Origin of the sequence: Kitasatospora sp. NPDC018058 (genome assembly GCF_044327205.1) — a bacterium.
Classification (GTDB): Bacteria; Actinomycetota; Actinomycetes; order Streptomycetales; family Streptomycetaceae; genus Kitasatospora.
The window spans coordinates 127,812-154,076 of record NZ_JBIRFA010000020.1 but is presented as its reverse complement, the minus strand read 5'-3'; the positions used below and the strand labels follow the sequence as shown (position 1 = coordinate 154,076).

General features: G+C 74.1%; 18 protein-coding genes and 1 pseudogene. 13 read left to right on the top strand and 6 right to left on the bottom strand.

Going from position 1 to position 26,265, the window contains the following annotated elements:
- Together ACH4E7_RS27380 and ACH4E7_RS27375 are read left to right on the top strand one after the other, a co-directional pair.
- A pseudogene (locus tag ACH4E7_RS27380) lies at positions 1–184 on the top strand (haloperoxidase); the annotation flags it as partial.
- Positions 185–450: 266 nt separating this feature from the next.
- Positions 451–1,329 carry an NAD-dependent protein deacetylase gene (locus tag ACH4E7_RS27375; RefSeq protein ID WP_396251705.1) on the top strand — a complete coding sequence of 293 codons (879 nt, stop codon included), beginning with the start codon at positions 451–453 and terminating at the stop codon, positions 1,327–1,329.
- On the opposite strand, the gene ACH4E7_RS27370 is transcribed toward ACH4E7_RS27375, so the two are convergent.
- Positions 1,304–2,137 carry a hypothetical protein gene (locus tag ACH4E7_RS27370; protein ID WP_396251704.1) on the bottom strand — a complete coding sequence of 278 codons (834 nt, stop codon included), beginning with the start codon at positions 2,135–2,137 and terminating at the stop codon, positions 1,304–1,306. The two genes, ACH4E7_RS27375 and ACH4E7_RS27370, sit on opposite strands and share 26 nt — an antisense overlap.
- A gap of 160 nt (positions 2,138–2,297) precedes the next feature.
- On the opposite strand from ACH4E7_RS27370, the gene ACH4E7_RS27365 reads away from it, so the two are divergent.
- The 3 genes from ACH4E7_RS27365 (at position 2,298) to ACH4E7_RS27355 (ending at position 5,384) form a co-directional block, all read left to right on the top strand.
- Complete coding sequence (locus ACH4E7_RS27365) at positions 2,298–3,167, top strand: SAM-dependent methyltransferase (protein ID WP_396251703.1); 870 nt, start codon at positions 2,298–2,300, stop codon at positions 3,165–3,167.
- A gap of 165 nt (positions 3,168–3,332) precedes the next feature.
- The gene (locus tag ACH4E7_RS27360) at positions 3,333–4,196 is read left to right on the top strand and encodes a hypothetical protein (protein WP_396251702.1); all 864 of its coding nucleotides are present in this window, start codon (positions 3,333–3,335) and stop codon (positions 4,194–4,196) included.
- A gap of 423 nt (positions 4,197–4,619) precedes the next feature.
- Entirely contained in the window at positions 4,620–5,384 is a 765-nt protein-coding gene (locus ACH4E7_RS27355) for a D-Ala-D-Ala carboxypeptidase family metallohydrolase (protein WP_396251701.1), read from the top strand.
- 57 nt (positions 5,385–5,441) lie between these two features.
- Here ACH4E7_RS27355 and ACH4E7_RS27350 read toward each other — a convergent pair whose 3' ends face one another.
- A complete protein-coding gene (locus tag ACH4E7_RS27350) occupies positions 5,442–5,879 on the bottom strand; it encodes a helix-turn-helix domain-containing protein (protein WP_396251700.1) in 438 nt (145 codons plus the stop codon).
- A 208-nt stretch (positions 5,880–6,087) separates the two neighbouring features.
- On the opposite strand from ACH4E7_RS27350, the gene ACH4E7_RS27345 reads away from it, so the two are divergent.
- Entirely contained in the window at positions 6,088–7,155 is a 1,068-nt protein-coding gene (locus tag ACH4E7_RS27345; protein WP_396251699.1) for a DUF2690 domain-containing protein, read from the top strand.
- 77 nt (positions 7,156–7,232) lie between these two features.
- Here the strand turns inward: ACH4E7_RS27345 and ACH4E7_RS27340 are convergent, their stop codons facing one another.
- The 3 genes from ACH4E7_RS27340 to ACH4E7_RS27330 form a co-directional block, all read right to left on the bottom strand.
- Positions 7,233–8,705, bottom strand: coding sequence for a SulP family inorganic anion transporter (locus ACH4E7_RS27340; protein WP_396251698.1), 1,473 nt, complete (start codon positions 8,703–8,705; stop codon positions 7,233–7,235).
- Between the two features lie 101 nt (positions 8,706–8,806).
- Entirely contained in the window at positions 8,807–9,418 is a 612-nt protein-coding gene (locus ACH4E7_RS27335; RefSeq protein WP_396251697.1) for a carbonic anhydrase, read from the bottom strand.
- A gap of 131 nt (positions 9,419–9,549) precedes the next feature.
- On the bottom strand, positions 9,550–9,843 hold the full coding sequence (locus tag ACH4E7_RS27330; RefSeq protein WP_396251696.1) for a hypothetical protein: 294 nt from the start codon (positions 9,841–9,843) through the stop codon (positions 9,550–9,552).
- Positions 9,844–10,600: 757 nt separating this feature from the next.
- On the opposite strand from ACH4E7_RS27330, the gene ACH4E7_RS27325 reads away from it, so the two are divergent.
- The 5 genes from ACH4E7_RS27325 (at position 10,601) to ACH4E7_RS27305 (ending at position 17,812) form a co-directional block, all read left to right on the top strand.
- Positions 10,601–11,155, top strand: coding sequence for a hypothetical protein (locus ACH4E7_RS27325; protein ID WP_396251695.1), 555 nt, complete (start codon positions 10,601–10,603; stop codon positions 11,153–11,155).
- Positions 11,156–11,520: 365 nt separating this feature from the next.
- Positions 11,521–13,890: an ATP-binding protein gene (locus tag ACH4E7_RS27320; RefSeq protein WP_396251694.1), complete on the top strand. Its 2,370-nt coding sequence runs from the start codon at positions 11,521–11,523 to the stop codon at positions 13,888–13,890.
- 350 nt (positions 13,891–14,240) lie between these two features.
- Positions 14,241–16,493: a hypothetical protein gene (locus tag ACH4E7_RS27315; protein WP_396251693.1), complete on the top strand. Its 2,253-nt coding sequence runs from the start codon at positions 14,241–14,243 to the stop codon at positions 16,491–16,493.
- A gap of 172 nt (positions 16,494–16,665) precedes the next feature.
- The gene (locus tag ACH4E7_RS27310; RefSeq protein WP_396251692.1) at positions 16,666–17,016 is read left to right on the top strand and encodes a hypothetical protein; all 351 of its coding nucleotides are present in this window, start codon (positions 16,666–16,668) and stop codon (positions 17,014–17,016) included.
- 145 nt (positions 17,017–17,161) lie between these two features.
- Entirely contained in the window at positions 17,162–17,812 is a 651-nt protein-coding gene (locus tag ACH4E7_RS27305; protein ID WP_396251691.1) for a sigma-70 family RNA polymerase sigma factor, read from the top strand.
- 50 nt (positions 17,813–17,862) lie between these two features.
- Here ACH4E7_RS27305 and ACH4E7_RS27300 read toward each other — a convergent pair whose 3' ends face one another.
- Positions 17,863–20,706 carry a BTAD domain-containing putative transcriptional regulator gene (locus ACH4E7_RS27300; RefSeq protein WP_396251690.1) on the bottom strand — a complete coding sequence of 948 codons (2,844 nt, stop codon included), beginning with the start codon at positions 20,704–20,706 and terminating at the stop codon, positions 17,863–17,865.
- Positions 20,707–20,996: 290 nt separating this feature from the next.
- Between ACH4E7_RS27300 and ACH4E7_RS27295 the strand changes: the two genes are divergently transcribed.
- Positions 20,997–23,600, top strand: a complete 2,604-nt coding sequence (locus ACH4E7_RS27295; RefSeq protein WP_396251689.1) for a BTAD domain-containing putative transcriptional regulator — start codon at positions 20,997–20,999, stop codon at positions 23,598–23,600.
- A gap of 271 nt (positions 23,601–23,871) precedes the next feature.
- Entirely contained in the window at positions 23,872–26,229 is a 2,358-nt protein-coding gene (locus ACH4E7_RS27290; protein WP_396251688.1) for an ATP-binding protein, read from the top strand.
- Positions 26,230–26,265 lie beyond the last annotated feature (36 nt).

Here is a 26,265-nt window from a genome sequence, read left to right as displayed (position 1 = left end):
CGGTGCACAGCACCGGTTCACGGTGACCTCGAAGGGCGTCAGCCGCACCTTCGCCGGCTTCCAGGACGCCGCCACCGAAGCCTGGCTCAGCCGGACCTGGTCCGGCCAGCACACCTCCCTCGACAACAGTGCCGGTCAACGACTCGGCACGCAGGTGGCCACGTTCGTGGCACAGCATCTCTGACCGCCCGCACCCGTACGGCGTGAACGCCCCGTGATGAACAGCCGGCTGTACCCGACACGTCGGGTACAGCCGGCTCCTCGTCGCGCGGGCGCCGGAGGGATCCACGGGGTCGGCCGACGCGCCGAAGACATCGACGTCCGCCATGGCTCCACCACGTGTCGGGAATCCCTGACATGTCGACTTCTTCCGACGGGTCTTCCGGCAGCCGCGGCCTGTGGCGGGACCGTCCTCGCGCCGGTTCGGCCGTGGGTCCTACGCTGGAGGGCATGGGTGTGCCCGCGAGGACTCTCGGCGGTACGGCGGCCGATGCGGTCGGCCTGGAGGCGCTGGTGCGGCTGCTGGCCGGGCGCGGTGTCGTGGTGCTCAGCGGTGCGGGGCTGTCGACGGAGTCGGGCATCCCCGACTACCGGGGCGAGACCGGCAGCCGGCGGCGCGGATCGCCGATGACGTACCAGGAGTTCACCGGTGGCGAGGCGGCCCGGCGCCGGTACTGGGCGCGCAGCCACGTCGGCTGGCGCACGATCGCGCGGGCCGAGCCGAACGCCGGGCACCGTGCGGTGGAGCAGCTGCGGCGCTCGGGCCATGTGTCGGCCGTGATCACCCAGAACGTGGACGGCCTGCACCGCGCCGCCGGTACGCGGACGGCGGTGGAGCTGCACGGCGGGCTGCACCGGGTGGTCTGCCTGGGGTGTCGGCGCGGCAGCTCGCGCGAGGAGCTGGACCGGCGGCTGGAGGCGCTGAACGCCGGCTTCCGGGCGGGGTCGGCCCGGGTCAACCCCGACGGGGACGCCGAACTGCCGCAGGCGCTGGTGGACGGCTTCAGGGTCGCCCCCTGTACGGCCTGCGGGGGAGTACTCAAGCCGGACGTGGTCTTCTTCGGCGAGACCGTGCCCAAGCCCCGGGTCCAGCGCTGCTACGAACTCGTCGACGCCGCCCAGGCGTTGGTGGTCCTCGGCTCCTCGCTCACGGTCATGTCCGGACTGCGCTTCGTCCGCCACGCCGCCCGGGCGGGCACGCCCGTGGTGATCGTCAACCAGGGCGCGACCCGTGGGGACGACCTGGCCGAGGCCAGGGTCGGCCTGCCGCTGGGCGCGGTGCTGACCGAGGTCGCCCGGCAGGTCAGGGCCGGGTCCCCGTCAGCCTGAGCAGGGAGGCTTTGAGGGCGCCGACGAACGCCTCGTGAACGGCCTCGTCGACCAGGTCGAGGGAGAGGTAGGGGTTGAGGTCCTCCAACTCGACGAGGAGGAGCTCGCCCTCGGGGGTGCGGCAGGCGTCCACCCGCTGGATGCCGTGCTCGACGGTGTTCCACGCGATGAAGCGCTGGGCGAACTCCAGGTCGGCGGCGGTGGGCTCGTACCGTTCGAGGCGCCAGCGCTGCTCGGGGTCGGGGGCGTGCAGGGCGTACTGGAAGGCGTCGTCGACGAAGTAGAAGGAGACCTCGTAGGCGAAGCGGATCAGCGGCTGGACCAGGACACCGTCGTACGTCACGGTGTCGAGCCGGTCGCGGGGGACGATCCGCAGACCGATCGAGTCGGCGCCGAGCTTCGGCTTGACGACGTACTCGGGGACGACGGGCAGGCGGGCGAGGTCCTCGGCCCGGTCGACGGTGGGGATGACCGGGTACCCGGCGGCGCTCAGGTCGAGCAGGTACTGCTTGCCGGCCATGTCGGCGCGCCCGGTCAGCTGGGTGTAGACGCGGGTGCCGCGTTCGAGCGCGGCGCTGCGGAAGGCCTCGTACTCGGTGCGGTAGTTGAGCACCGGGCCGCTGTTGCGGACGAGGACCACGTCGAAGGCGTCCATCAGCGCGACGGCGTCGAGCGGGTGGCACAGTGCGACGTCGAAGTCCTCGCGCAGGCGAGCGGAGAGCCGGATGTCCTCGTCGCAGTACCGGCGGCCCCGGGCCTGGTAGGCCAGGTCGGTGACGAGCAGGAGTCTGGGCTTGGCGGCGGGCATGTCGTCTCCTGAAGATCATCTATCCCGCTCAGCCTACTACGACCGCTTTTGTCGAGAGCCGGCCGCATGCTGACCGCAGCCCGACCGGACTTGCCATGCTGTACCCGTGAGTTGGCTAGACTGCGCGGGCCTGACGTGATCACAGATGAGGGGGCAGCGGATGAGCGCGGACGAGACCTGGATGACGGCCGGCGAGCCGGGGATGTCCGGCGAACCGGTCGCCCCGCACATACGCCAGGACATCCCGCACAGCGCCCGGATGTACGACTACTTCCTCGGCGGCAAGGACAACTTCGCCGTCGACCGCGAAGCCGCCGAACGAGTGCTGACCGTCTTCCCCACCATGCGCATCGCCGTCCAGGCCAACCGCACCTTCATGCACCGCGCCACCCGGGCCCTGGCCCGACGCGGCCTGCGCCAGTGGCTGGACATCGGCACCGGCATCCCCACCTCGCCGAACCTCCACGAGGTCGCCCAGAGCGTGGAGCCGGGCGCCCGCGTGGTCTACGCCGACAACGACCCCGTCGTCCTGGCCCACTCCCGCGCCCTGATGACCAGCACCCCCCAGGGCCGTACCGCCTACGTCCACGGCGACGTCCGCGACCCGGCCTCGATCCTGGCCACCTCCGAGGTGGCGCGGACCCTCGACCTGGACCGGCCCGTGGTCCTCTCGATGGTGGCCCTGCTCCACTTCGTCCCCGACCTGTCCGACGCCCACGCCATCGTCAAGCACCTACTGGACCCGCTGCCGGCGGGCTCCGCGCTGGTCCTCTCCCACGCCACCGCCGAACTCGACCCGCCCGGTGCCACCAAGGTCGAGGAGATCTACAACCAGGCCGGCACCTCCCTGCGGCTGCGCCCCAAGGCCGAGTTCGCGACCTTCTTCGAGGACCTCGACCTCCTCGACCCCGGCATCGTCCCCGCCCACCGCTGGCACCCGGACGAGACCGACGACCCGACCGGCCTCCTCCCCGCCACCGTCACGGACGCCCAGGTCTCCTTCTACGCCGGTGTCGCCCTGAAGCCCTAGCCGTACGCCCTGCTCGCCCTCGGCTCAATGGCACTGCCTGCGGGTCATGTTCCGTGTGGCATCTGCGCGTTCGGGCTCGGGCCGGGCAGGCCGGGCAGGACGCGGGGGCGGGCCCGCGGACAAGCCCTTTCAGGCGCCCGGGGCGGTCCCCTATCCTCCCCGGACATGATGATCAACACGGCGCTCGCCGACCTCCTCGACGGCGGAGCCGCCACGACCGACCCCGAGCGGGTGCTCGGCGCACTGGTCGACCACGGGATCCACGTGCCGATCCGGGAGGACGGCTCGGTCCTGTTCTTCCGCGCCGAGGACGGCACCCCCGACCTGCCCGGATACATCAGCGAGGCCTGTTGCGCCGGGCACCTGCCGGAGGCGGCGGGGGCGGTGCACTGCGACGTGCTGCGGCTGCTGGACATCGTCGAGGAGAGCGGGGTCGGGGGCCTGGTGCTCCAGTCCACGCGGGGGTGGGCCCGGGTGCCGGCGGCGCTGCTGATCCGGACCGCGGGCGAGCGGGGCCGGAAGTCCCAGGGCGGGGAGCAGCTCAAGCTCAGCTGGTCGACCCACCCGGTGGCGGTGGCCCTGCGGGACGCGCTGACGCGCCGGATGCGGGAGTTCCCGGAGGTGCGGAAGGCCTGGGTGTCGCGGGCCCGCTGGCTGGAGACCGGGCAGGAGCACCTGCTGGTGCACATCGCCGTCGACGAGGAGCTGCCGTCGCAGTCCGCGGACCGGCTGATGCGGACCCTGCTCGCCGAGGAGGTGAAGCTCGGCGACGACGACCCCAGGGTGGCCATGATGGCGCTGAACACCGTCCAGCACGCCGAGGCGATCGAGGAGTTGGAGGGCTTCGGGCTGGACACCGTACGGGTGGACCGCGTGACGGGTCGGATGGAGGTGCTGTCGCGGGAGTACGACGACCCGGAGGCGGCGGAAGCGGCCCGCCGCGCCCTCGACCTCGCGGACGCCGAAGCCGGGGCCGAGTCCACGCCCGAGGCCCCGAAGCGCCCGAGACGGTGGTGGCGGCGCTCCTGAGCCCGTGGCTGACCCACCCGCCGGCCCGGGTCCGGCGGCCCCCGGCGTCCGGGGTGTCCCGGGACGGGGGAGGGACGGGGATGCGTGGTGGGGCGGGTCGGTGGGCTCCTAGCGTGGCGGGCGAGTGGTCCGTCCAGGGCGGACCGGTGCCGGATCGAGGAGAAAGCAGCAGGTACCCCCGCATGAGCCCAGAACCCGCTGAACCCCGGTCGTCGCACCTTCCTGGCCGGTGCCCCGGCCGTCGGCGCCGCCGCCCCGTTCGGGTCCGGCTGTCCGCCGGGGTGGCGCGCGCCGCGACCGGGCCGGTGATCGCCGACACCACCGCGTGGAGCCGGTTGCTCGGCTGACCGGACGGGCACCAAGCCCTGAGCGCCCCCCAAGGCGCGACGCCCTGACGGCCGACTCCTCGAAGGAACACGAGAAATGAACAGCTCCTCCCTCGACCGCCGCTCACTGCTGCGCTACGGCACCGGCGCCGTGGCCGCCGCCGGGCTCGCCGTGGTCGCCGACGTCGGGTTCGCCCGGCCCGCGGCGGCCTACGGCTGGTCCGGCATGCTCAGCCAGGGTTCGTCCGGCTCGGATGTCGCCGAGCTCCAGATCCGCGTCGCGGGCTGGGCGGCGGACTCCGCCTCGCAGACCTACGTGGCCGTGGACGGCTCCTTCGGGCCTGGCACCGCCGCCGCGGTGCGCCGGTTCCAGGCCGCGTACGGGCTCAGCGCCGACGGTGTGGCCGGGCCGCAGACCTTCGGTGTGCTCGACGCGCTGGAGAAGTCCGACGGTTCGACCGCCCACTTCGCCTGGTCGGAGTTCACCAGCCACGACGGCTCCGGCTTCGGCGGTGGCAACGTCGGCTCCGGTGCGGTGCAGGAGAACGTCCGCCGCACCATGTACAAGCTGGAGGCGCTGCGGAAGAAGGCGGGCGACCGCGCGATCAGCGTCAACTCCGGCTTCCGCAGCACGTCGTACAACGCCCGGGTCGGCGGGGCGTCGAACTCCATGCACACCTACGGCGTCGCCGCCGACATCGCGGTCTCCGGACTGTCCACCCTCGCGGTCTACCGGATCGCCGAGACCTGCGGCTTCTCCGGCCTGGAGACCTACACCGTCTCCTGGCAGCACGTGGACAGCCGGATCGAGCACGGCGACTACGGCTCGGGCTTCTGGTGGTGGCAGGACGGCGTCGCGTAACCACGAACCGGCCCGGGCACCGCGCTCCCCTTCGCGCGGTGCCCGGGCCTCAGCAGATCAGACGCTGTGCCGCAGCGGCCGTCGGCCGGCGGCGGCCAGCCCCGCGCCCGCCGCGAGACCCAGCCCGAGCAGGACCAGGCGCCGCAGGATGACGGCCTGCCGGTGGTGCGGGCACTCGGGCGGCCGGTGGTCGGACGGCCCGTCCGGCAGGGCGCCGGGCGCGCCGACGGTGACCCGGCAGGTGCTGGCGAGGTGCCACAGCGCGAGCAGCTGCTCGGCATCGCCCTCGCAGACCGAGGCGATGCTCTCCACCGCGTCGCGCGGCGGGAACTGCTTGCCGTTCACCCAGCGCTCCCACGAGGACTTCGCGTAGTGGGTGCGTTCACTGATGCGGGCGTAGGTCAGGCCCGATGCGGACTTCAGCGACTGGAGCTCCTTGGCGAGTCTGTCGGCAGGGGACAGAGACGTGATGTCGGACGCGTGCTGGCGGCCCATGAGCCTTCTCCCCGTACTTGCTCTGATCGGTTTGGGCAGGGTCAACTCTCCGATATTTGACGGCGATCATTCGAGTGTCTCCGAATGTTCTGAGACGGCCGGTCCCGTCTCACGGCCCGGAGCTGGGCCTTTGGCGGGCGGGCCGGAGACGGGTGAGACGGTGCGCCGGGAGCCGATCTAAACTGATCATCTGAAAAGTGATCAGTTCATGTCTTCTGTCGACCTGTCAGAGGGGACCGCGATGAGCCAGCCCTGGAAGCCACTTCCTGACGATCTATCGGAATCCGCCCGGCGGTTGGCCGAAGAGCTGCGCGCGGTGAAGGACACGCATCGGATCTCGCTCGCCGAGCTCGGCAAGCGGACCTACCTCAGCAAGGCCTCCTGGGAACGGTGGCTGAACGGGAAGCGGTTGATCACCCCGCAAGCGTTAGCCGGGCTGATCGCGGCGGTGGAGTGCGACGCCGAGCTGTTGACCGACCTGCTGCGGCAGGCCGAGGCCGCGCGGGAAGAGAGCGCTCCGGAATCCGTGCCCGTGCCCGCGCCCGTGCCCGTTCCCGTTCCCGTGCCCGTTCCCGTTCCCGTGCCCGTTCCCGTTCCCGTGCCCGATTCCGTGCCCGTGCCTGTTCCGGTGCCCGGGCTTCCCGCGGAGGCGCCCGCGCTACCGGTCGAAGCGGAGGAGCGCGCACCGGTACCCGAGCTGTCGACCGGCATCCCCACGGCACGGGTCGCCGCCGCCGTGGCCGCCGCCGTCGCCGCCGTGCTTGTCCTGGTCGCGGGCCTGTGGTTGCGCGACCCCCGGGGTGACGGCGCCGCGGTCGCGGCGACGGTGCCGGCCGCTACGGCTACCGAGCCCGCCCCGCTCTGCCAGGGCGTCGGCTGCGCGGGCAAGGACCCCCAGGCGATGGGGTGCGAGACCGACGACCACACCCTGCTGAAGGGCAACGTCGGCCAGGTCGTCCTGTACGTCCACTACAGCCCGCGGTGTCGGGCCGCCTGGGCCGGGATCACCGACGGCTCCCCGGGGGACAGCGCCACCATCACCACCAACACCGGCTGGCAGGAGACCGCCCTGATCCACTGGGGCTACGACAACTACTCGGTGATGGTCGACGCCAGCCCGGGCGACACCACCCTGCGCGTCTGCGGCCACCAGAAGGGCGGCGACGGCTGCACCCCCGTGGTCGCCGACCCGGCCGCGCGCGCCAGCGCCCTCAGCCTCCCCGCACCCCCGACCGTCACCACCACCCCGACCGTCACCACCACCCCGACCTCCTGAGACGGCTGCGAGGACCGGGACCGAGCCCCATGGGGTGGACGGGGTGCCGCCCCATGGGGCTCGGTCGGGGGTCGGGGTCAGGCGGTCACGGCCGTCCGGTCGGGTTGGACGGTAAGGGCGTTGTGCTGGTCGGACCAGATCTGCAGGGCGCTCATGCAGGCGTGATCGAGGTGGCGCAGTCCGGCCAGGTTGAGTTCGATCGGCCGGTCGGTGGGCAGCTGCTCCAGGGCGTCGAGGATGCGGGGCAGGCGCAGGAAGGTGGCGTTGCCGAAGATCCGGACCCGTACCAGGCCCTCGCCCCGGTCCTCGACCTCGATGTGGACCTGCGAGGTCTCCCAGGCGGCCTTGACCACCGCCATGGCGAGGCCGATCAGCACACCCTCGAACATGTTGGTGACCAGGATCGCGCCGGCGGTGACCACCAACACGACGGCCTCGCCGCGGTGTTCGCGCCACAGCGGCCGGAGCTCCTTGGTCGGCAGCAGCTTGAACCCGGCGTGGACCAGCACGCCCGCCAGCGCGGCCGTGGGGATCACGCCGAGCACGGCCGGGAGCAGTGCGGCGAACAGCAGCAGCCAGAAGCCGTGCAGCACCCGTGAGACCTTGGTCCGGGCGCCGGCCTGGACGTTGGCGGCGCTGCGGACGATCACCGCGGTCATCGGTAGCGCGCCGAGCAGCCCGCACACGGTGTTGCCGGCGCCCTGGGCCATCAGTTCCTTGTCGTAGTCCGTCTTCGGTCCGTCGTGCAGCCGGTCCACGGCGGCGGCGCTGAACAGGGACTCCGCGGAGGCGATCAGGGTGAAGGCGACGATGGTGGCCAGCAGGCCGACCTCGCTCAGCCGGGCGAAGTCCGCCCCGCCGGGCGGCTGGATGGCCTCCAGCAGGCCCCTGACCTGCACCCGCTTGACCGGCAGGTCGAAGATGACGGTGGCGGCGGTCGCAGCGCCGACCGCGACGAGCGGACCGGGCAGCAGTTGGGCGCGGCCCGGCAGCCTCTTCCACAGCACCATGATCAGGACGGTGGCGGCGCCGATGCCGACGGCGGTGAGCGCCGGACCGGACCGGACGACGTCGAGGGCGAGCCGGGGCAGCCCGGCGAGGCTGGACAGTCCGGCGCCGGGCGCCTTGCCGTCGGCGAGCGCGTAGATCTGCCCGGCGACCAGGACGAGCCCGATGCCGGCCAGCATGCCGTGCACGACGGAAAGCGAGATCGCGCGGAAGAAGCGGCCCAACTTGAGCGCGCCGAGGGCGAGTTGCAGCAGGCCGCAGGCCAGGACGACCACGCCGAGGGCGGTCAGTCCGTAGTCCTGCACCAGGGTGAGGACGAGCACGGTCAGGCCTGCGGCCGGACCGCTGACCTGGAGGCTGCTGCCGGGCAGCAGGCCGGTGATCAGCCCGCCGACGATGCCGGTGATCAGGCCGAGTTCGGCCGGGACATCGGAGGCGACGGCGACGCCCACGCACAGCGGCAGGGCGACCAGGAAGACGACGAGGGAGGACGTGAAGTCGGTGCGCAGCGCGGAGCGCAGCGTGGAGAAGGAGGAAGTCATGGGCGTTCTCTGTTCGAGGGAGGGAACGTCGTGGAGGGGGCACCCGCCGTGCACGGGCACGGTGGGTGCCGGTTCGTGGAGCGTGCGGAGCCCGGTGGGGTCTACAACGGCCGGAACACGCCGCTGGCCGGCGTCCAGGCCTGCACCTCGCCGGTCTCGACCGTGTAGTACCAGGCGTGCAGTCGCAGTCGGCCGACCGCCAGGCGTCGGGCGACGAACGGGTAGCTGCGCAGGTGGTCGATCTGGGTCAGTACGTGCTGCTGGGTGACGGCGACCAGGTCCTCGCGCGGGGCCGGGGGCTCCGCGGTCTCGTCCGGGCCGGGCTGGTGCCCGGCCCCGGCCAGCCAGCGTCCCACCAGGGGCATCTCGGCGACCCGCTGCCGGCGCATCAGGCCCTGGACGGCGCCGCAGTGCGAGTGGCCGCACACCACGATGTCGGGGACGCCGAGGGCCTGGACGGCGAACTCCACGGAGCCGGCGACGCCGCAGGCGCCGGTCTGGGCACGGTAGCGGGGGACGATGTTGCCCGCGGTCCGCAGTTCGAAGAGGTCCCCGGGGCGGGCCCCGGTGAACATCGACGGGATCACCCGGGAGTCGGAGCAGGAGATGAACAGGGCTTGCGGCCGCTGGCCGTTGGCCAGACGGGCGAACTCCTCCCGCCGCTCGGAGAGCGCGGTGGGGAAGGTGCGGGCGTGCTCGATGAGGGTCTGCATGAAATCGGCCTCGTGACTCTTCGTGTGCTCACCGGGCCGAGCGGGGAGGCTCGGCGGGGAGCGGTACAGGGACGCGAAGAGTGCGTGCGGCGCACGCCCGACGTGGGAACGTGGGTGCCGCACGCCGCCTGTCAGCAGCGGAACGTCTGCAGGGTGGTGGCGTCGGGGGTGAGCGCGGAGGCCGGGCTCCAGGCCTCTCTCGCTCTGCGTGGATGGGCCGCACCGGCCGGGGTCTCGGCTTCCGGGACCGTCGCCGTGACGTCCGGGGCCTCGCCGGCGGGGGTCGGTTCGTCGATCAGCTGGGACCGGCGCGGGGCCAGGACCGGTGCGGCCGCCGTGTTCTGGCGGGTCGAGGTGTCGGCCTCTTCCGGATCCGAGAGCGAGCCGCGCGGTTTGCGCTGCTCGGCCTCCTTCTCGAGTGCCATCGCGCACACCGGGCGCGAGGCGGCCGACGCGGCTTTGGTGGGCATGAGCAGCATGAACGCGGCAAAGGTCAGCAGAACCGCTGCTGCTGCGACCCGCCGTATCACCACTGGACTCCCGACGTCGTACTCGTCGTGCCGACGCCGAAACATTACCTGCTCTTGGTGAACCCCTGCCCGAACTCCGAACGTGATGTGGGCAACAAGCGCGTCCGCCCCACTGGACAACTTTCGGAAGGGTGCACTCAGTTGTGGTCGGGTTGTGCGGGTTGTATCGGCACGGAGGGGGAGTGGTGGGGTCGGCGACGCCCGTTCGGTACGGCGCGAGTATGCCGTCGGGCACCGACGCCGCCGGTCAGCGGGGCAGGGCCGGGCCGGCCCGGAGCATCAGCTCGCGGCGCAGCGGCCGGAAGCCCGCCGCCTCGGTGAGGGCCTGGTCGGCCGGGCGCGGCCCTGACGCTTCGTGAATCCCTGGGGCGCCCATGCGTCCGGGCGGGCTCGAACGCCCCGTCTGTATCATCTGTTCGCACGCAGGGGCAGGGGCATGTACACGTGGAAACGCTGGGGCCGTACGAGCCGGTGCAGGTGGGCCCGTACCGCGTCCTCGCCGAGATCGGCCGGGGTGGGATGGGCCGGGTGCTGCTGGGGGCCGGACCGGACGGGCGGCTGGTGGCGGTCAAGCAGGTGCATGAACGGTTCGCCGCCGACGCCGGGTTCCGGGCCAGGTTCCGGCGGGGTCCCCGCCGAGACCCGCCCGCTCGTGGCCGCGTGCCTGGCCAAGAACTCCGCGGCGCGCCCGACCTACCTGCTGCTGCGCGACCCGAACGGCCCGGCGGTACCGGACAAGTACCTCAAGGCGCCGGTCTGCGCGGAGGCCGCCGCGCGACTGCCGCTGCCGTCCTCGGAACGCAAGCAGGACGCCGACGGCTACCTGGAGCAGTCCACCTTCGCCCGGACCAATTGCTTCTGGTACGGCTCGACCGTCGTCGCCGGGCAGCGTTACTCGGATCAGACGCCGTCCGCCGCCGTCCAGTGGGAGTTGCAGCGCAGTGCCGGCAGCAGCGACAACGCCACGCAGAAGCAGCGCAAGGACTTCGCCTCCGCGGCCAAGGGCAAACGGCGCGACGACAGGCCCGGGATCGGCGAGGAGGCGTACTGGGACTCGCCGGGGAACGGGGAGGGGTGCTCGCTGGCCGTCCGCGACGGCAATCTGAGCCTGTTCGTCGGCCTGGGCGGCAAGGAGCACCCGGCGGCGGACTGCGAGGCGGAGGCCGTGAAGGTCGCCCGCGCGGCCCTCGCGGCGATGCCGCGCTGACTGGTGTCGCGCTGGGTGATGCGCGCTGAATGGTGACGGTCCGCAAGCTGCGGTACACCCCTTGCGCGGCTCGCGGACCGGCGGACGGGCGGTGCCCCGGCACCGTCCGTCGGTCCGGTGGATCAGTTGCTCACGTCGATGCAACCGGACCTCTGGTCGGACGCGAAGCAACCCTGCCGGCGTTCATGCGTTCCTCCTCGGACGGATCCGTTCGGTGCTCATCCTCGCGGCAGCGCGGCGGGTCGACCATGACGTCGATCTGACATTGACCTGACACTTGGGCCTGTCGCCCGCTACGCTCATTCGCGATCCGGGGTCGGACGGGTGGGGCGACGGCACGGTTCGCAGGGGATCCGGGGGGATGTGTGGGGGCTGCTGTTTTCGCCGCGCTGTTGCGGGAGCGACGCCTGGCGGCGGGGTGGAGCCAGGACGAGCTCGCGGAGCGCTCGGGGGTGTCGGCGCGATCGATCAGCGCCCTGGAGGCGGGTGGGCGCCGGCCGCGGATGTCCTCGGTGGTCCGGCTCGCCGAGGCCCTCGGTGTCGATCCGGACACCCGTACCCGGTGGCTGACGGCGGCCCGGGACACGGACGCGCAGCGCTCGGCGGACGCTTCCGGGGAGGCCCCGGCGCCCGGAGGCGGTGCCGTCGTCTCCCCGGCGCTCCCTCCCGCCGTGCCGTCCGGCCCGGCCGGGCCGACCGGTCCGCAGCAGCTGCCCATGGCCGTCCGGCACTTCACCGGTCGCGCCCGTGAGCTCAAGGTGCTCGACGAGCTGCTGGACGACGTGACGCCCGGTTGCGGAGCGGTCGTGATCTCGGCGATCGCCGGCACCGCGGGCGTGGGCAAGACCACGTTGGCCGTGCACTTCGCCCACCGGGTAGCCGACCGCTACCCCGACGGCCAGCTCTTCGCCAACCTGCGCGGGTTCGACCCCGCGAGGGACCCGGTCGACGCCTCCGAGGTGGCGCGCGGCTTCCTGGACGCGCTGGGCGTTCCGGCCCTCCGTGTGCCCGCCGACCCGGACGGGCGGCTCGCGCTCCTGCGCAGCCGGCTGGCCGGCACCCGGACGCTGATCGTCCTGGACAACGCCCGCGAGGCGGAACAGGTCCGCCCGCTGCTGCCGGGCTCGAACACCTGCCTGGTCGTGGTCACCAGCAGGAACCGGCTGCCCGGGCTGGTCGCCCTGGACGGCGCCGTCCCGCTGACCCTGGACGTGCTCTCCCGAGCGGAGGCGCGCGACCTGCTCGCCCGCCGCCTGGGTCGCGGGCCCGTCGAGGAGCAGCAGGAGGCGGTCGACGAGCTGGCCGAGCTGTGCGCCCGGCTGCCGCTGGCCCTGAACATCGCCGCCGCGCGGGCGGCCGACCACCCCGGCACCCCGCTCGACGTGTGGGCGCGCGAACTGCGTGACTCCCGCGTGCGCCTGGACCTCCTGTCGGCCGGCGACAGCCACGCCGACGTCCGGGTGGTGCTCTCCTGGTCCTACCGCGCGCTGGCTCCGCAGGCCGCCCGGCTGTTCCGGCTGCTCGGCCTGCACCCGGGCCCGTTCGTCAGCGCGGCGGCGGCCGCGAGCCTCGCGGGCCTGCCGCTGTCCGAGACCCGCGCTCTGCTGGAGGACCTGCACCGCGCCCATCTGATCGCCGCGCCGGAGCGGGGCCGGTACACCTTCCACGACCTGCTGCGGGCGTACGCCGCCGAGCAGGCGGAGGCCCTGGAGCCGCCACGGGGGCAGGCCGAGGCGATGGTGCGGATGTTCGACCACTACCTCCACACCGCGCACCGGGCCGGCTGCCTCGCCTACGCCGACGACGCCTCCTGGCAGTCGCTCGACCTCGCGGAACCGGCCGTCGGGGTGGCACCCGAGGACCTCACCGACCGTCGGCAGGCGCTCGACTGGTACCGGGAGGAGCAGCCGGCGCTGGAGCGGATCGTCGACCTGGCGCACCGGACGGGAGCCGACGTCCACGCCTGGCAGCTCGTCGGCGCGCAGGTGGCCTACCTGCTCAAGTCCGGGCTGTGGCAGCAGTGGCAGCGGGCGAGCGAGACCGCGCTGGCCGCCGCCGAGCGCACCGGGGACCTCGGCCGGCAGGCCCACGCCCACCGCTGGCTCGGCCAGGTGCACCGCTCCCAGGGCCGCCAACCCCAGGCCCAGCGCGAACTGCGCCTGGCCCTCGACCTGTTCGACGCGCTCGGGGACCGGCCGCGTCAGGGCAGGACCCAGCTGGACCTCGCCATCGCCCACGGCGAGGAACATGCCAACGTCGAGGCGGTGGCCGAGTCCCGTCGGGCGCTGGAGCTGTTCCGGGCCATGGGCGACCCCTCCGGGCAGGCCCTCGCGCTCAACAGCATCGGCTGGTACCTGGCGCAGCAGGGCGAGCTCAGGGAGGCGCTCCCGTACTGCCGCCGCGCACTGGCGCTGGCCCAGGACGCCGGGAACCTCCCCGGCCAGTCCTCGATCTGGGACAGCATCGGCTTCATCCACCACCACCTCGGCGAGTACCACGAGGCGCTCCCCGCCTACCACGAGTCGCTGCGGCTGCGTCAGGCGGTCGGCGACTACTTCCTCCAGGCCGACATCCACACCCACATCGGCGACACCCACGTCGCCCTCGGGGACGTCGCGGCCGCCCGAGCCTCCTGGCTCCAGGGCCTCGCCATCCTCGAAGACCTGCAACACCGGGACGCCGACGCCGTCCGGGCCCGGTTGAACGCCCACGCCGGGCCGGAGCGGCTCCGGTGAGCGGCGCACCCGGCGCCGGAAATTGCCCTGACCGGTATTCCGGCCGTGCGTGGACGGCCGCGAAATCCGCGCGGCCGGGAACATTGTCAGGCGCCCGCCAGAATCCTCGGCCGGCGCCGTTCTGGAGCGCGAAAGCGCTGGTCGCGGCCGTTCGGTCAGGGCGTCATCAAATACCGTCAATCCGCCGCACATTGACGGGTACACATTCTGACCGGGCCTTTCCTCCGGTGCTTCCCCAGCCTTGGTAAACCTTGTTCCCAGCCTGCTGCGCGTGCCCGATCAGGCCGGGCATGATCGGCTTCCATGAGTCGAATCACCGTTATGCCGGTAATACCGCAGGGGGCCTTCGCGTGAGGGCCTTCCGCTTTCTCCCCGCCGTCGCGCTGGCCGTCGCCACCGCGGTGATCGGGTTGGCCACCGTCGTCCCGGCCTCGGCCGCGACCTCGCGGGTGGACCTGAACGTCCTGGTGGTCACCGACGGCAACCCCTGGGTCGAGGGGATCCGGCAGCAGCTGGCCGCCGAGGGCGTGCCGACCACCGTCATCGACCTCACCAGCACCAGCCGCGCCACGATCACCGCCGGCTTCCTGGCCGACACCCTGGCCGACGGCACCCCGCACGGCCACTTCGAGGGCGTCGTGCTGCCCAGCGACGCCCCGTCCCAGCTCTCCGCCGCCGAGCTGAGCGCGCTGGCCGGCTACGAGCAGGGCTACCAGGTGCGGCAGGTGGACGCCTACGTCTGGCCCGGCGCCAACACCGGCCTGAACGCGCCGAGCTGGTCCGGCTCGCTGGACGGCACCACCGCCACCGCGACGGCCTCCGCCCGGGCGGGCGCCTTCCGCTACCTGAACGGCCCGGTGGCCTTCGAGGGCGCCCCCGGCGGCAACGGCTCGTACGGCTACCTGACCACCCCGCTGCCCGACAACCCGGCCACCGGCTCGCACTTCGAGCCGTACCTGACCGAGACGGTGCCCGGTACCACCACCCAGGGCACCCTCGCCGGGATCTACACCTCGGGCGGGCGCGAGCAGTTGGTGCTGACCTTCGCCTACAACTACTACCAGCAGCAGTACCGGCTGCTGGCGCACGGCATCGTGGACTGGGTCACCAAGGGCGTCCACCTGGGCTACTGGCGCAACTACTTCTCGGCCCACATCGACGACCTGTTCAACGCCAACTCCCGGTGGAGTCAGAGCGGTCACTGCACCCCGGGCGAGGGCGACTGCGTCGGCAGCGTGCTCGCGACCACGCCGATCCGGATGACGCCGGCGGACGTCACCGCCACCGTCGCCTGGCAGCAGCAGAACAACTACACCCTGGACTTCCTGTTCAACGGCGGCCCCAGCCTGGACTACGCGTCGGCGAGCGGCGGCACCGACTCGCTGACCACCGCCCTGCTGGCGAACAAGAACAGCTTCTGGTGGCTCAACCACACCTACCAACACCCCTTCCTGGGCTGCGTGCAGAACTTCACGGTGATCCCGTGGAAGTGCCAGACCGACTCCACCGGCGCGATCCAGTACGTCGACCAGGCGACCGTCGACAGCCAGATCCAGCAGAACATCCAGTTCGGCCAGGCCAACGGACTGCCGTTCCGGCCGGGCGAGTTGGTGGCCGGTGAGCACTCCGGCACCGTGATGCTGCCGCAACAGCCCAACGACAACCCGAACTTCCTCGCCGTGCTCAGCCAGAACAACATCCAGTGGCTCGGCGTGGACGCCTCCCGGGAGAGCGGCCAGCGGCAGATCGCCTCGGCGCTCGGCGTGCCGCGCCACCCGGTCAACGTCTTCTACAACGTCTCCACCCAGTCCGACGAGGTGAGCGAGTACAACTGGCTCTACACCTCGAAGGCCAACGGCGGCAGCGGCAACTGCGAGGCCAACCCCACCACCACGACCTGCATCACGCCGCTGGACCTCAACACCGGCTGGGCGGACTACGTCCTGCCGCTGCAGGAGAAGATCACCCTCGGGTACGTGCTCGGCAACGACCCGCGCCCGTTCTTCATGCACCAGTCGAACCTGACCGACGACCGGCTCGCCCTGCAGACCCTGACCGGCATCCTCTCCACCTACCGCGGCTGGTTCACCCCGGACACCCCGGTGGTCAACCAGACCCTCACCGACGCGGGGACGACGCTGCAGCAGCAGACCGCCTGGCAGCAGACCCTGACCGCCGGCACCGTCAGCGGCTACATCCAGGGCGGCGCGGTCACCGTCCAGGGCCCGGCCGGCACCACCGTCCCGGTCACCGTGCCCACCGGCACCACCGTGACCGGCGGCGCCGCCTTCGGCACGGTCTACGGCGGCGAGCAGTCCGGCTACACCACCCTCGGCGCCGCGCCGACCGGCCTGACCCTGGCCTCCGCGGCCTTCGGCACCGCCACCACCGCCGGCCCGACCCCGAGCACCGGGATCGCGCTCGCCTCGTACGCGATCGGCTCGCCGCACGAGGTGCACCGCAACGGCACCGCCGTGACGGTCACCGACCCGTTCGGCACCCATGTGCTGCCCAAGCTCGCGGGCAAGCCGGACGAGGAGCTGCACGTCGGCTCCACCCACCACCACCCCTACCAGACCCCGCCGGGGCAGGTGAAGAAGTAACTCCTGTCGAGCGCGGACGGCCGGTCGGGGGGCACCTGCCCCGACCGGCCGTCGGCGTGCCGGGCGGTTGGCTAGAGTCGCGGCACGGAAGCCCCCTGGCGCCAGGCCGGGAACGGCTGAACCGCTGTCGGCGCAGAGGCCGTTGAACGGGACGGGACGGGGAGGAACGGGGATGGAAGCGGACCGGTCGGAGGCGCGCGCGTTCATCGCGGCCCTGGTGCGCGAGGAGGCGCCGAGCCTGCCGGGTACGCCCGCGCTGGCCGTGCCGGAGGGGTCGGTGGCCGAAGTGACCGCCGTCGCCCGGCGACTGGCCCTGTACGTGCTGCCGGCGGGTCGGCCGGGGCCGGAGCCCGCGCCCGAGCTGCTGGAGCTGGCGGCGGCGCTGGTGGTGGACGAGCACCCGTCGGCGCCGCGCTGGTCGGCGGCCGAACGCCGGCGGCTGGCGCACTGGGTCGCGGTGCTGATCGAGCACCGGGGCGAGGACGGGGTGCAGGACCTGGTCCGGGAGCTCAACCGGGGCTGAGGCCGGCGGTCGGACGGCGCTCGGACCGGGACGTTGGCGGATCGTTGGCGGGTCCTTGGCAGCGCCCGGCAGCCTGCTGTGAGGAGCCGCCGAGAACCGATGGCGGGCTCCCAGCCGTGCCCTTGCCCGACCTGAGAGGTAGCGCGTGTCGAAGCCGTCCGTTGCCCAGCCCGCCCCCGGCCCCCAGCCGTTCGTCGTCACACCGGCCATCGCAGACACAGCGGACGCACCGGACCCCGCGCCGGCGACACCCGGGCCGGGCACGGCCCGCCCGACCCTCGCCCCGGAGTTCGTCGCCGAGATCCACCGGCTGCACGGCGGCTACATCCTGCGCTCCCTGCTCCGGATCACCGGGGGCGACCGCGGCAAGGCCGAGGACATCCTGCAGGAGACCCTGCTGCGGGCCTGGCAGCACCCGGAGGCGATGAGGAACGGCCCCGAGGGCAGCCGGCCCTGGCTGTTCACCGTCGCCCGGCGGATCGCGATCGACCACTACCGGATGGCCGCCTCCCGCGCGCCCGAGGCGATCGGGGAGCCCCTGGAGGACCATCCGGTGGCCGAGGACCCGTACGAGCAGGTGGTGGTCGCCCGGGACATCGCCCTGGCGCTGCGGCGGGTGCAGAAGCACCACCGGGAGGTGCTGGTCGAGCTGCACCTGAAGGACCGCTCGGTGCAGGAGGCCTCGGCCAAGCTGGGGGTGCCGCCGGGGACGGTCAAGTCCCGGAACTTCTACGCGGTCCGGGCGCTGCGGCCGGTGCTCGCGGCGGAGCACGGGTACGCGCCGGTCAGCCCGTGACGTCGCGACGGGCGGTCCGCGGGCCGGGGAGCCCGCGGACCGCCCGCCGGTCAGGCCGTGAACTCCAGCCGGTCACCCCGCAGGCTGAGCGACGACTCCAGGGCGGCGGTGAACTCGCTGCTGAAGCCCGCGAGGTGTTCGAGGCGGCGGAAGCGGTCGAGCGCCGAGCACAGCCGCTCCCGGACCGCCGGTCCGCGCCCGCGCGCCAACAGGTGGGTGGCGTAGGACTGTTCGGCGACGGCGTGCAGATAGAGCAGGCCCGCCTCCTCACAGGCGGCGAGCAGCCGGTGCCAGGCGAGGTCGGCGGCCGTGTCCCGGACGGCCGGTGACAGGGCCTGGGCCTCGGTCAGCAGCGACCACAGGTGGACCTGGGTGACCGGCAGGGGCGGCAGCAGCTCCCTGGCCTCCCGGGAGCGGCGCTGCGCGGCCTCCGGATCGCCGGTGGCCAGACTGACCCAGCCCTGGTGCACCAGGGCGTCGACCAGTCGCTTGCGGTTGCCGGACTCGACGGCGAGCGCCGTCGCGTCGGCGGCCAGCCGCCGGGCCTCGGCGGAGTCGCCCAGCATCGCGGTGACCAGCCCGAGGGTGGCGAGCGCCCGGACGTGTGCCGAGGCGGCCGCGGGCCCCTCGGCCGAGCCGGACTCGGCGGCGGCCACCGCCCTGCGCGCCGCCTCGGCGGACTCCCGGCGGCGTTCGAGCGCGACGAGCGCCTGCGCCCGGCAGTTGTGCAGGAAGGCCGCCGCGACGGGGTCGCCGCACCGCTCGGCCGCGGCCAGGCCGACGTCGGCGCGGGCCAGCCAGTCGGTGAAGCGGCTGGCACCGTAGTAGAGCGATCCGGTGGTCAGCGCGAGCCGCCAGGCGCGGTCGGGGGCGGCGACGGCGGCGCCGTCGACGAGCACCCGGATCGCGGGCTCCTCCGCGCGGAACCAGTCGAGCGCGGCGCGGATGCCGGCGGCGGACGGCACGGCGTACCGCGGGCGGGCGGGGCCGGCGGCGTCCCCCCGTCCGGCGGCGTCCTCCTGCCGGTCGGTGTCCTCCTGACCGGGGTCGAGGTAGCTGCCGCAGTGCTCAAGGGCGGCCTGGTAGTAGTCCAGCAGGCGCTCACGGGCCTGCTGCTTGCATTCCTCGGGCCGGGCGGCGAACAGCTCGACGCCGAACAGCCGGACCAGGTCGGTGCGGTGGTAGCGGCCGGGGGCGGTGCCGGTGAGCAGGTGGTGGGAGGCCAGTTCACCGAGCGCCCGGTGGGCGGTGGCGGTGTCGGTGCCGAGCAGCGCGGCACTCGCGAGGGTGTCCACCTCCCGGCCGGGGTGGGCGGCGAGCAGGGTGAGGAGTTCCACCGCCTCATCGGTCAGGTGGCGAAGCGTCAGTGTCAGCTGCGGCCGGATGCCGGTGCTGTCGTCGATGTCCAGGCCGGCCAACCGGGTGTCCTCGTCGGCCAGTTCGTCGGCCAACTCCGCGACCGACCAGGTCGGGTGGGTGGCCAGCCGGGCGGCGGCGAGCCGCAGGGCGAGCGGCAGGTGCTCGCAGAGGCGGGCGAGCCGCGCGGCCTCCGCCGGCTCGGCGCGCAGCCGTTCGGGGGCCAGCAGCTGTTCCAGCAGCCGCAGGGCGTCGTCCTCGGGCAGTGCGGTCAGACGCAGCAGGGTGGCGGCGTCGGTGGCGACCAGTTCCTCCAGTGAGCCGCGGCTGGTGACCACGGCGGCGCAGTCCGGCCCCCCGGGCAGCAGGTCGGTGAGCTGGTCGGCGCCGGCGGCGTCGTCCAGGACCACCAGCAGGCGCCGGTCCCGGGTCCGTTCGCGGTAGAGCGCGGCCCGGTCGGCCAGGGTGCCGGGGATGTCGCCGTCGGGCACGCCGAGGGCGCGCAGGAAGTGGCCGAGGACGGCCGCGGGGTCGGCGGGGCCGCCCGGGTCGAGGCCGCGCAGGTCGGCGTAGAGCCGGCCGTCGGGGAAGCGGTCGGCGGCCCGGTGGGCCCAGGCGGTGACCAGCGCGCTCTTGCCGACCCCGGCCGGGCCGACCACCAGCGCCGGGCCGTCGGAGGGCCGGTCGGCGGCGCAGGCGCGGTCCAGCCAGGCCAGCTCGGCCGCCCGTCCGACCAGCTCGACGCGCTGCCGGGGGAGTTGCCGCGGGACCCGCACCACCGGCTGGGCGGCGGCCGGCGGCCGGTCGTCCGCCAGGACCTCGGCCAGTGCCGCCCGCAGTGCGGGCCCGGGGTGGATGCCCAGCTCGCGGTCCAGCCGCAGCCGGGCCTGGTGGTAGGCGTTCAGCGCGTCCGCGGGCCGTCCGGCCTGGTGCAGACAGCGCATCAGCAGCGCCACCAGCTCCTCGCGCAGCCCGTCCCGTCGGACGTTCTGCTCCAGCACCGCCACCGCCGCCGCGCCGGTGCCCTGGTGCAGCCGCAGTCCGGCCCAGCGGAGCAGGGCGGCGGTGCTGGACTGCTTCAGGTGGTCCACCGCGGCGGCCCGCAGCGGGGTGTCGGGCAGGTCGGTCAGGGCCTCGCCGCGCCACAGCCGCAGGGCCTCCTCCAGCAGCGCGATCGCCTGGGTGTCGTCGCCGTGGCCCGCCTGTTCCTCGGCCCGCCCGATCAGCGCCTCGGAGCGCAGCGCGTCCACCTCCTCGGCCGGCCCGGTCAGCAGGTAGCCGGACGCCCGGGTGTGCAGCTCGAACGGCGTGTCGGCGAGCACCTTGCGCAGCGCGGCGACATGCCCCTGCACCGCCGCCCGTGAGCTGGCCGGCGGGCGGTCCCCCCACAGCAGCTCGCAGAACTGGTCCACGGTGACCAGCCGCCCCAGCCGCAGTGCCAGCAACGCCAGGATCGCCCGCCGCTGCGGCCCCGCCAGCGTGGCGAAGCCGTCCGCCCCGACCCGCAGCTCCACCGGCCCGAGGAGCCGAATCCGCACCAGTACCCCCACCATCCACCAGGCCGCACCCGACCTATCCCGAAGCCGGCCCTCGGGGTGGCGCAGTGTAGTGCGCGTCCGTGTCCTGAACGCACTCGAACGCTCACCGCCGGCAGGGCCTCCACCGGTACAGAGCCCGAAGAGGCGCGCGATGGTTGCCTCCGTGCGGGCATCGGTGGCCGCGGCGATGTCGGTCACGTGAACCAATCGGCTCCGGTCCGTCGTACCTTCCTACGATGGGTGGGCAGGCCCCGGGGCGAAAGGGGCAGGTCGGAACGGGGGAGGGGACGATGGACATCTGGCTGCTCGGGCCGATGACGGTTCGGCGAGCCGACGGCACGGAGGTCACGCCCTCGGCCCCGAAGCGGCGGGCGCTGCTGAGCGCGCTGGCCGTACGGCTGAACCAGCCGGTGAGCGCCGAGCAGCTGATCGAGCTGGTCTGGGCCGGTGTCGCCCCGCCCACCGCCAGGGCGGCGCTGCAGGGGCACGTGGCGGCGCTGCGGCAGCTGTTGGACGACCCCCGGCTCGCACTCGGTACCCGAGGGGGCGGGTACGTCCTGGAAGGGGACGCGGACCGGGTGGACCTGGTGCGCTTCGGCTCGCTCTGCGACCGGGCGGGGGTGCTGCTGCCCGAGCCCGCCGCCCGGGTCGAGCCGGACGACCCCGCCGTGCCGCTGCTGCGGACGGCCCTCGACCTGTGGCGCGGCCCGGCGCTGGCCGACTGCGGATCCGAGCTGCTGCGCGAGCGCACCCTCCCGTACCTGACCGACCTGCGGCTGCGCGCCCTGGACCGGCTGGCCGAGGCACTGCTGCGGGCCGGTCGCGGCGGCGAGTTGACCGCCGAACTGGCGGAGGCCGCCGCGGCACACCCGACCCGGCGGATACTGGCCGCCCGGCTGATCCAGTGCCTGGAGCAGGCCGGTCGCGGCGCCGAGGCCCGGGAGTGGCACGAGCGCACGGCGGCCCGGTCGAGCCCCCGGAGACAGACCCCGCCCGACCGCCGCTTCGTCGGCCGCGCCGCCGAACTCGCCCGACTGCACGAGACCCTGGCCCTCGCCGCCCGGACCGGCCGACCGATCCTGGTCACCGGCCCGGCCGGAGTCGGCAAGACCGCCCTGGTCCGGCACTGGGCGGCCCAGCGCTTCCCGGACGGCGTGCTGTACGCCGATCTGCGCGGCTTCGACCCGGACGGGCCGCGGCAACCCGCCGACGTGTTAGGCGGGTTCCTCACCGACCTCGGCCTCGCCCCGGACGCCCTTCCCGCCGAACCGGAGGATCGCGCCGCCCGTTACCGCGAACTCCTGGCCGACCGCAGGATGGTGATCCTGCTGGACGACGCCGCCTCGTACCGTCAGCTCGCCCCGCTGCTGCCCGACCGCCCCTCCTTCCCGTCGGACGGCGCCGGTCCGGTCGCCGTGGTCACCAGCCGCGGCCGCCTGCGCGAGCTGCTGGTCCACGAGGACGCCCTGCCGCTCCCGCTCGGCCCGCTGACCGCCGAGGACTCCCACGCCCTGCTCGCCCGCACCCTCGGCCCCGAGTTCCCGGACCGCCCCGCCGCCGACCCGGAGGCCGTCGCCGAGATCGCCGAGGGCTGTGACCACCTGCCGCTCGCGCTGCGCCTGGCCGCCGCCCGGCTGGCCGCCCGCCCGGACTGGTCCGCGGAGGACCTCGCCGCCGAACTCGCCGACGAGCAGACCGGCCTGGACGCCCTGGCGGGCACCGGAACCGGCCGCGGCCCGACCGGCATCACCGCCGCCCTGGACCGGACCTACCGGACGCTGCCGCGGGCCGCCGCCCGGCTGTTCACCCTGCTCGGCCTGCACCCCGGCACCGTCCTCGACACCGCCACCGCCGCCGCCCTCGCCGACCTCCCGCGGGGCGTCACCCGCACCCTGCTGGCCGCCCTCGACACCGTCCACCTGCTGGAGGAGGTCAGCCCCGGCCGCTTCGCCCGCCGGGAGCTGGTCCGTCGCTACGCCGCCCGGCAGGCCGCCGAACTCGGCTGCGAGGAACGGTTCGTCGCCCTCGACCGGCTGATCGCCCACTACCTGGAGCTCACCGCCGACTGGACGGCCGAGGGCTCGGCGCCCGGCGGCGGCACCCGGGCGGCGTCCTGGTTCCGGCGCGAGGAGAGCGCGCTGAGGGCCGTCGTGGTCTGCGCAGAGCAGTACGGACGTACCGTCGCCGCCTGGCAACTCGCGCACCGGATCGGCCTGTTGTACGAGACCACCGGCCACGACCGGACCCACTGGCGGGCCGTCGCCGAGGCCGGGCTGCGCGCCGCCCACGCCGGCCGGGACGAGTCGGCCGTCGCCCGGCTCGGTACCGACCTCGCCGTCCTGCACATCGACCGCGAGGCCCACCGCACCGCCGTCGAGCACCTGGAGCGGGCCGTCGCGGCCGCCGACCGGGCCGGGGACGCGGTGCTGCGCCACCACTGCCGCAGCCGGGTGGCCGCCGCGCTGCTGCGGGCTGGGCGGCACGACCGGGCGGTGCCCATCCTCACCGACCTGGTGGCCGCCGCCCGCACCCCGGCCGCCGACCACCTGCTGGTCCGTTCGCTCACCGACCTCGCCGACGCCCTGGCGCTGGCCGGTGCCCCTGAGCGGGCGCTCGCCCACGCCGACGAGGCGGTCCGCACCGCCACCGCCCGCACCGGCGGTGCGGAGGCCGTGCTCGCCGCCCACAGCCGGGCCCGCGCACTGCATGCCCTCGGCCGTCGGGAAGCCGCTCTGTCCTCCGCCCGACTGGCGGTCGCCCTCGCCCGGAGCGTCGGCGACGCCGCCGTGGAGGCGCGCTCCCACGGTCTGCTCGCCGACCTGCTGTTCGAACTCGGCCGCAGAGCCGAGGGCGAGGAGGCCAGACGCCGGGAACGGGAGCGAGGGCGTGCCTGACGATTCCCGCCGGGCGCGAATGGCCGGGCACGCCCCAGCGGCGGGCGAGCGCTGAGGATGCGGCCGTCGCTCGCCACAGGCGGAACTATCGGCGGTTCCAGCGTGTGCCGGAGCGCCGCCGCCACCGGCGGAACCGGATGTCACCGCAGGTCAAGGAGTACATCCCTGGGCGGATGCCGGTTCGGGGCATACTTCTGCCTGGGGAGGTCCGGCCGGCGCAACGTCGGGCGGAACTGCGGTAATTCGCGGCGCGATCGGGGACGGGCGGGGCATGACCTCTGGGGGCAGTACGGGGACGGGGACGGGCGGCGAGTTCTGCCGCCTGCTGGCCGGGTACCGGGTCGAGGCGGGCCTGACCCAGGAGGAGCTGGCCGCCGGAGCCGGGGTCAGCCTGCGCGCCCTCGGGGACATGGAGCGCGGCCGTACCCGCGGACCGCAGCGGCGCACCGTCCGGGCACTGGCCGCGGCCCTGCGGCTGGACGAGGCGCAGGCGGCCGCCCTCGACCGCGCCGCGCAGTCCGGCCGCCCCCGCGGCACCCGGCGGCCGGCGGCCCCGGCGGCGACGCAGGCGGTGACCCGGGCACCGGCGCAGGCATCGACGCAAGCGCCCACCGCCCGGCCCGCCGAACCGGGAGCACCGACGGAGCCCCCCACCGCCCTCGCCCTCCCGCGCGACATCGCCGACTTCACCGCCCGCGAGGAGGCCCTCGCCGCCCTCGCCGCCCTCGCCGACGACGAACAGCCCGCCCACCCCCGGGTGGTGCTGGTCAGCGGACAGCCCGGACTCGGCAAGACCGCCTTCGCCCTGCACGCCGCCCACGCCCTCGCCCCGCGCTTCCCGGACGGCCAACTCTCCCTCGACCTCGGCGGCATGGCCCCCACCCCGCTCTCCGCCCGCGAGGCCCTCGGCCAGGTGCTGCGCGCCCTCGGCGTCGCCGACGCCGCCGTGCCCGCCGGGACGGAGGAGCGAGCCGGCCTCTACCGCGCCCTGGTGCGCGACCGCCGGCTCGTGCTGGTGCTGGACGACGCCGCCGACGAGAGCCAGGTGCGCCCGCTGCTGCCCGGCTCCGGGCCGGCCGTGACCATCGTGACCAGCCGGGCCGCCCTGCCCGGCCTGGAGTCGGTGCACCGGCTGCGGCTGGGCGTGCTCTCCCCGGCCGAGGCGGTCGGCCTGCTGGCCCGGATCGCCGGGCGCGAGCGGATCGAGGCCGCGCCCGACGCGGCCGCCGACCTGGCCCGGCTCTGCGGATACCTGCCGCTCGCGCTGCGGATAGCCGGTCAGCGGCTGGTCGCCCGACCGCAGCAGCAGGTGGTTCACCTGGTGCGTCAACTCGCCGCAGAGGAGAGCCGGTTGGACCTGCTGGCGACCGGCGACCTGGCGGTTCGCCCGGCCTTCGAGCTGTCCTACCGCAAGCTCCCCGCCGAGTCCCGACTCGTGCTCCGCCGCTGCGCGTTGACCGCCGGGCCGGACTTCACGGCCGCCGTCCTCGCCGCCTACGCGGGCCTGCCGCCGGTGCGCGCCGAACTCCTCCTGGAGGAGCTGGTCGATGCCGGACTGGTGCAGCCGGCCACCGCGGAGCGCTACCGCCTGCACGACCTGGTACGGCTGTACGCGGGGGAGCGGCTGGCCGCCGACGAGACGGCCGAGGAGGTCGCCGACGCCCGTAGCGAGGCCGGTCGTCGGCTGCTGCGCAGGGCGGCGGCACACGGGCTGCGGTTCGACCCGGACCACGCGATCGGCGCGGCGGCCGACGACCCGACCGAGGTACCGCTCACCGAGGCCGCCCGCTGGCTGGAGGAGGAGCAGCCGGAGTGGCTGGCGGCCCTCTACGAGGCGCAGCGGACCGGCCGTCACCGCGAGGTGATCGACACCGCCGAGGCCATGCACTGGTTCTCCGACCGGCTGCTGAGCTGGGACCTCTGGGGCGAGGTGTTCCAGCTCTCGGTGGACGCCGCCCGGGCGAGCGGCGACCGCCGGGCCGAGGCGGTGCATCTGAACCACCTGGCCTGGACGTACGTCACCTGTCTGCACCGCTACCAGCGCGGTATCGAACTCGCGGGCGAGGCGATGGAGTTGGCCCGCAGTCTGGACGACCACGAGCAGCAGGGCTGGGCGCTCACCTACCGCGCCTCCGGCCTGAGGCAGTTGCATCGGCACCACGAGGCGAGCGAGAGCTACCGGCGGGCGGCGGACGCCTTCGCCGCCGTGGACAACCGGGCCGCGGCGATCGGTCGGCTGGTGACCCTGCGCGGCGCCGCGACCTGCCTGCGCGACCTCGGCCGGGCCGAGGAGGCGGTGGAATCGCGCCGGCGCGCGCTGGCGGGCGCGTTGGAGCTGGTGGAACGCTGGTCCTCGCCCCTGATGCACCTGCTGGCGGCCCTGACGGCGCACGAACTCGGCCAGGACCGCGCGGCGTTGAAGCGCTGGCCGGCCGCCGAGAAGGCCTACCGGCAGGCGCTCGACCACTACGAGGCGACCGGGCGCCCGGACAGCATGACCAAGACGCTGACCGAGCTGGGCACCGCCCTGATCGAGCAGGGCCGGGCGGACGAGGCCCGGGAGATCCTCACCGAGGCGCTCACCGATTTGAGCGCGGACGGCAGCCGCTCCGGCCGGGTCTCACCGTAGCGAGCCGTAGCAAGCAGCGGCGAGCCGTGGCGAGTC

Coding starts and splice junctions, on each gene's coding strand:
- ACH4E7_RS27375 (WP_396251705.1), top strand. CDS start 451: ATGGGTGTGCCCGCGAGGACTCTCGGCGGTACGGCGGCCGATGCGGTC.
- ACH4E7_RS27370 (WP_396251704.1), bottom strand. CDS start 2,137: ATGCCCGCCGCCAAGCCCAGACTCCTGCTCGTCACCGACCTGGCCTAC.
- ACH4E7_RS27365 (WP_396251703.1), top strand. CDS start 2,298: ATGAGCGCGGACGAGACCTGGATGACGGCCGGCGAGCCGGGGATGTCC.
- ACH4E7_RS27360 (WP_396251702.1), top strand. CDS start 3,333: ATGATGATCAACACGGCGCTCGCCGACCTCCTCGACGGCGGAGCCGCC.
- ACH4E7_RS27355 (WP_396251701.1), top strand. CDS start 4,620: ATGAACAGCTCCTCCCTCGACCGCCGCTCACTGCTGCGCTACGGCACC.
- ACH4E7_RS27350 (WP_396251700.1), bottom strand. CDS start 5,879: ATGGGCCGCCAGCACGCGTCCGACATCACGTCTCTGTCCCCTGCCGAC.
- ACH4E7_RS27345 (WP_396251699.1), top strand. CDS start 6,088: ATGTCTTCTGTCGACCTGTCAGAGGGGACCGCGATGAGCCAGCCCTGG.
- ACH4E7_RS27340 (WP_396251698.1), bottom strand. CDS start 8,705: ATGACTTCCTCCTTCTCCACGCTGCGCTCCGCGCTGCGCACCGACTTC.
- ACH4E7_RS27335 (WP_396251697.1), bottom strand. CDS start 9,418: ATGCAGACCCTCATCGAGCACGCCCGCACCTTCCCCACCGCGCTCTCC.
- ACH4E7_RS27330 (WP_396251696.1), bottom strand. CDS start 9,843: ATGGCACTCGAGAAGGAGGCCGAGCAGCGCAAACCGCGCGGCTCGCTC.
- ACH4E7_RS27310 (WP_396251692.1), top strand. CDS start 16,666: ATGGAAGCGGACCGGTCGGAGGCGCGCGCGTTCATCGCGGCCCTGGTG.
- ACH4E7_RS27295 (WP_396251689.1), top strand. CDS start 20,997: ATGGACATCTGGCTGCTCGGGCCGATGACGGTTCGGCGAGCCGACGGC.
- ACH4E7_RS27290 (WP_396251688.1), top strand. CDS start 23,872: ATGACCTCTGGGGGCAGTACGGGGACGGGGACGGGCGGCGAGTTCTGC.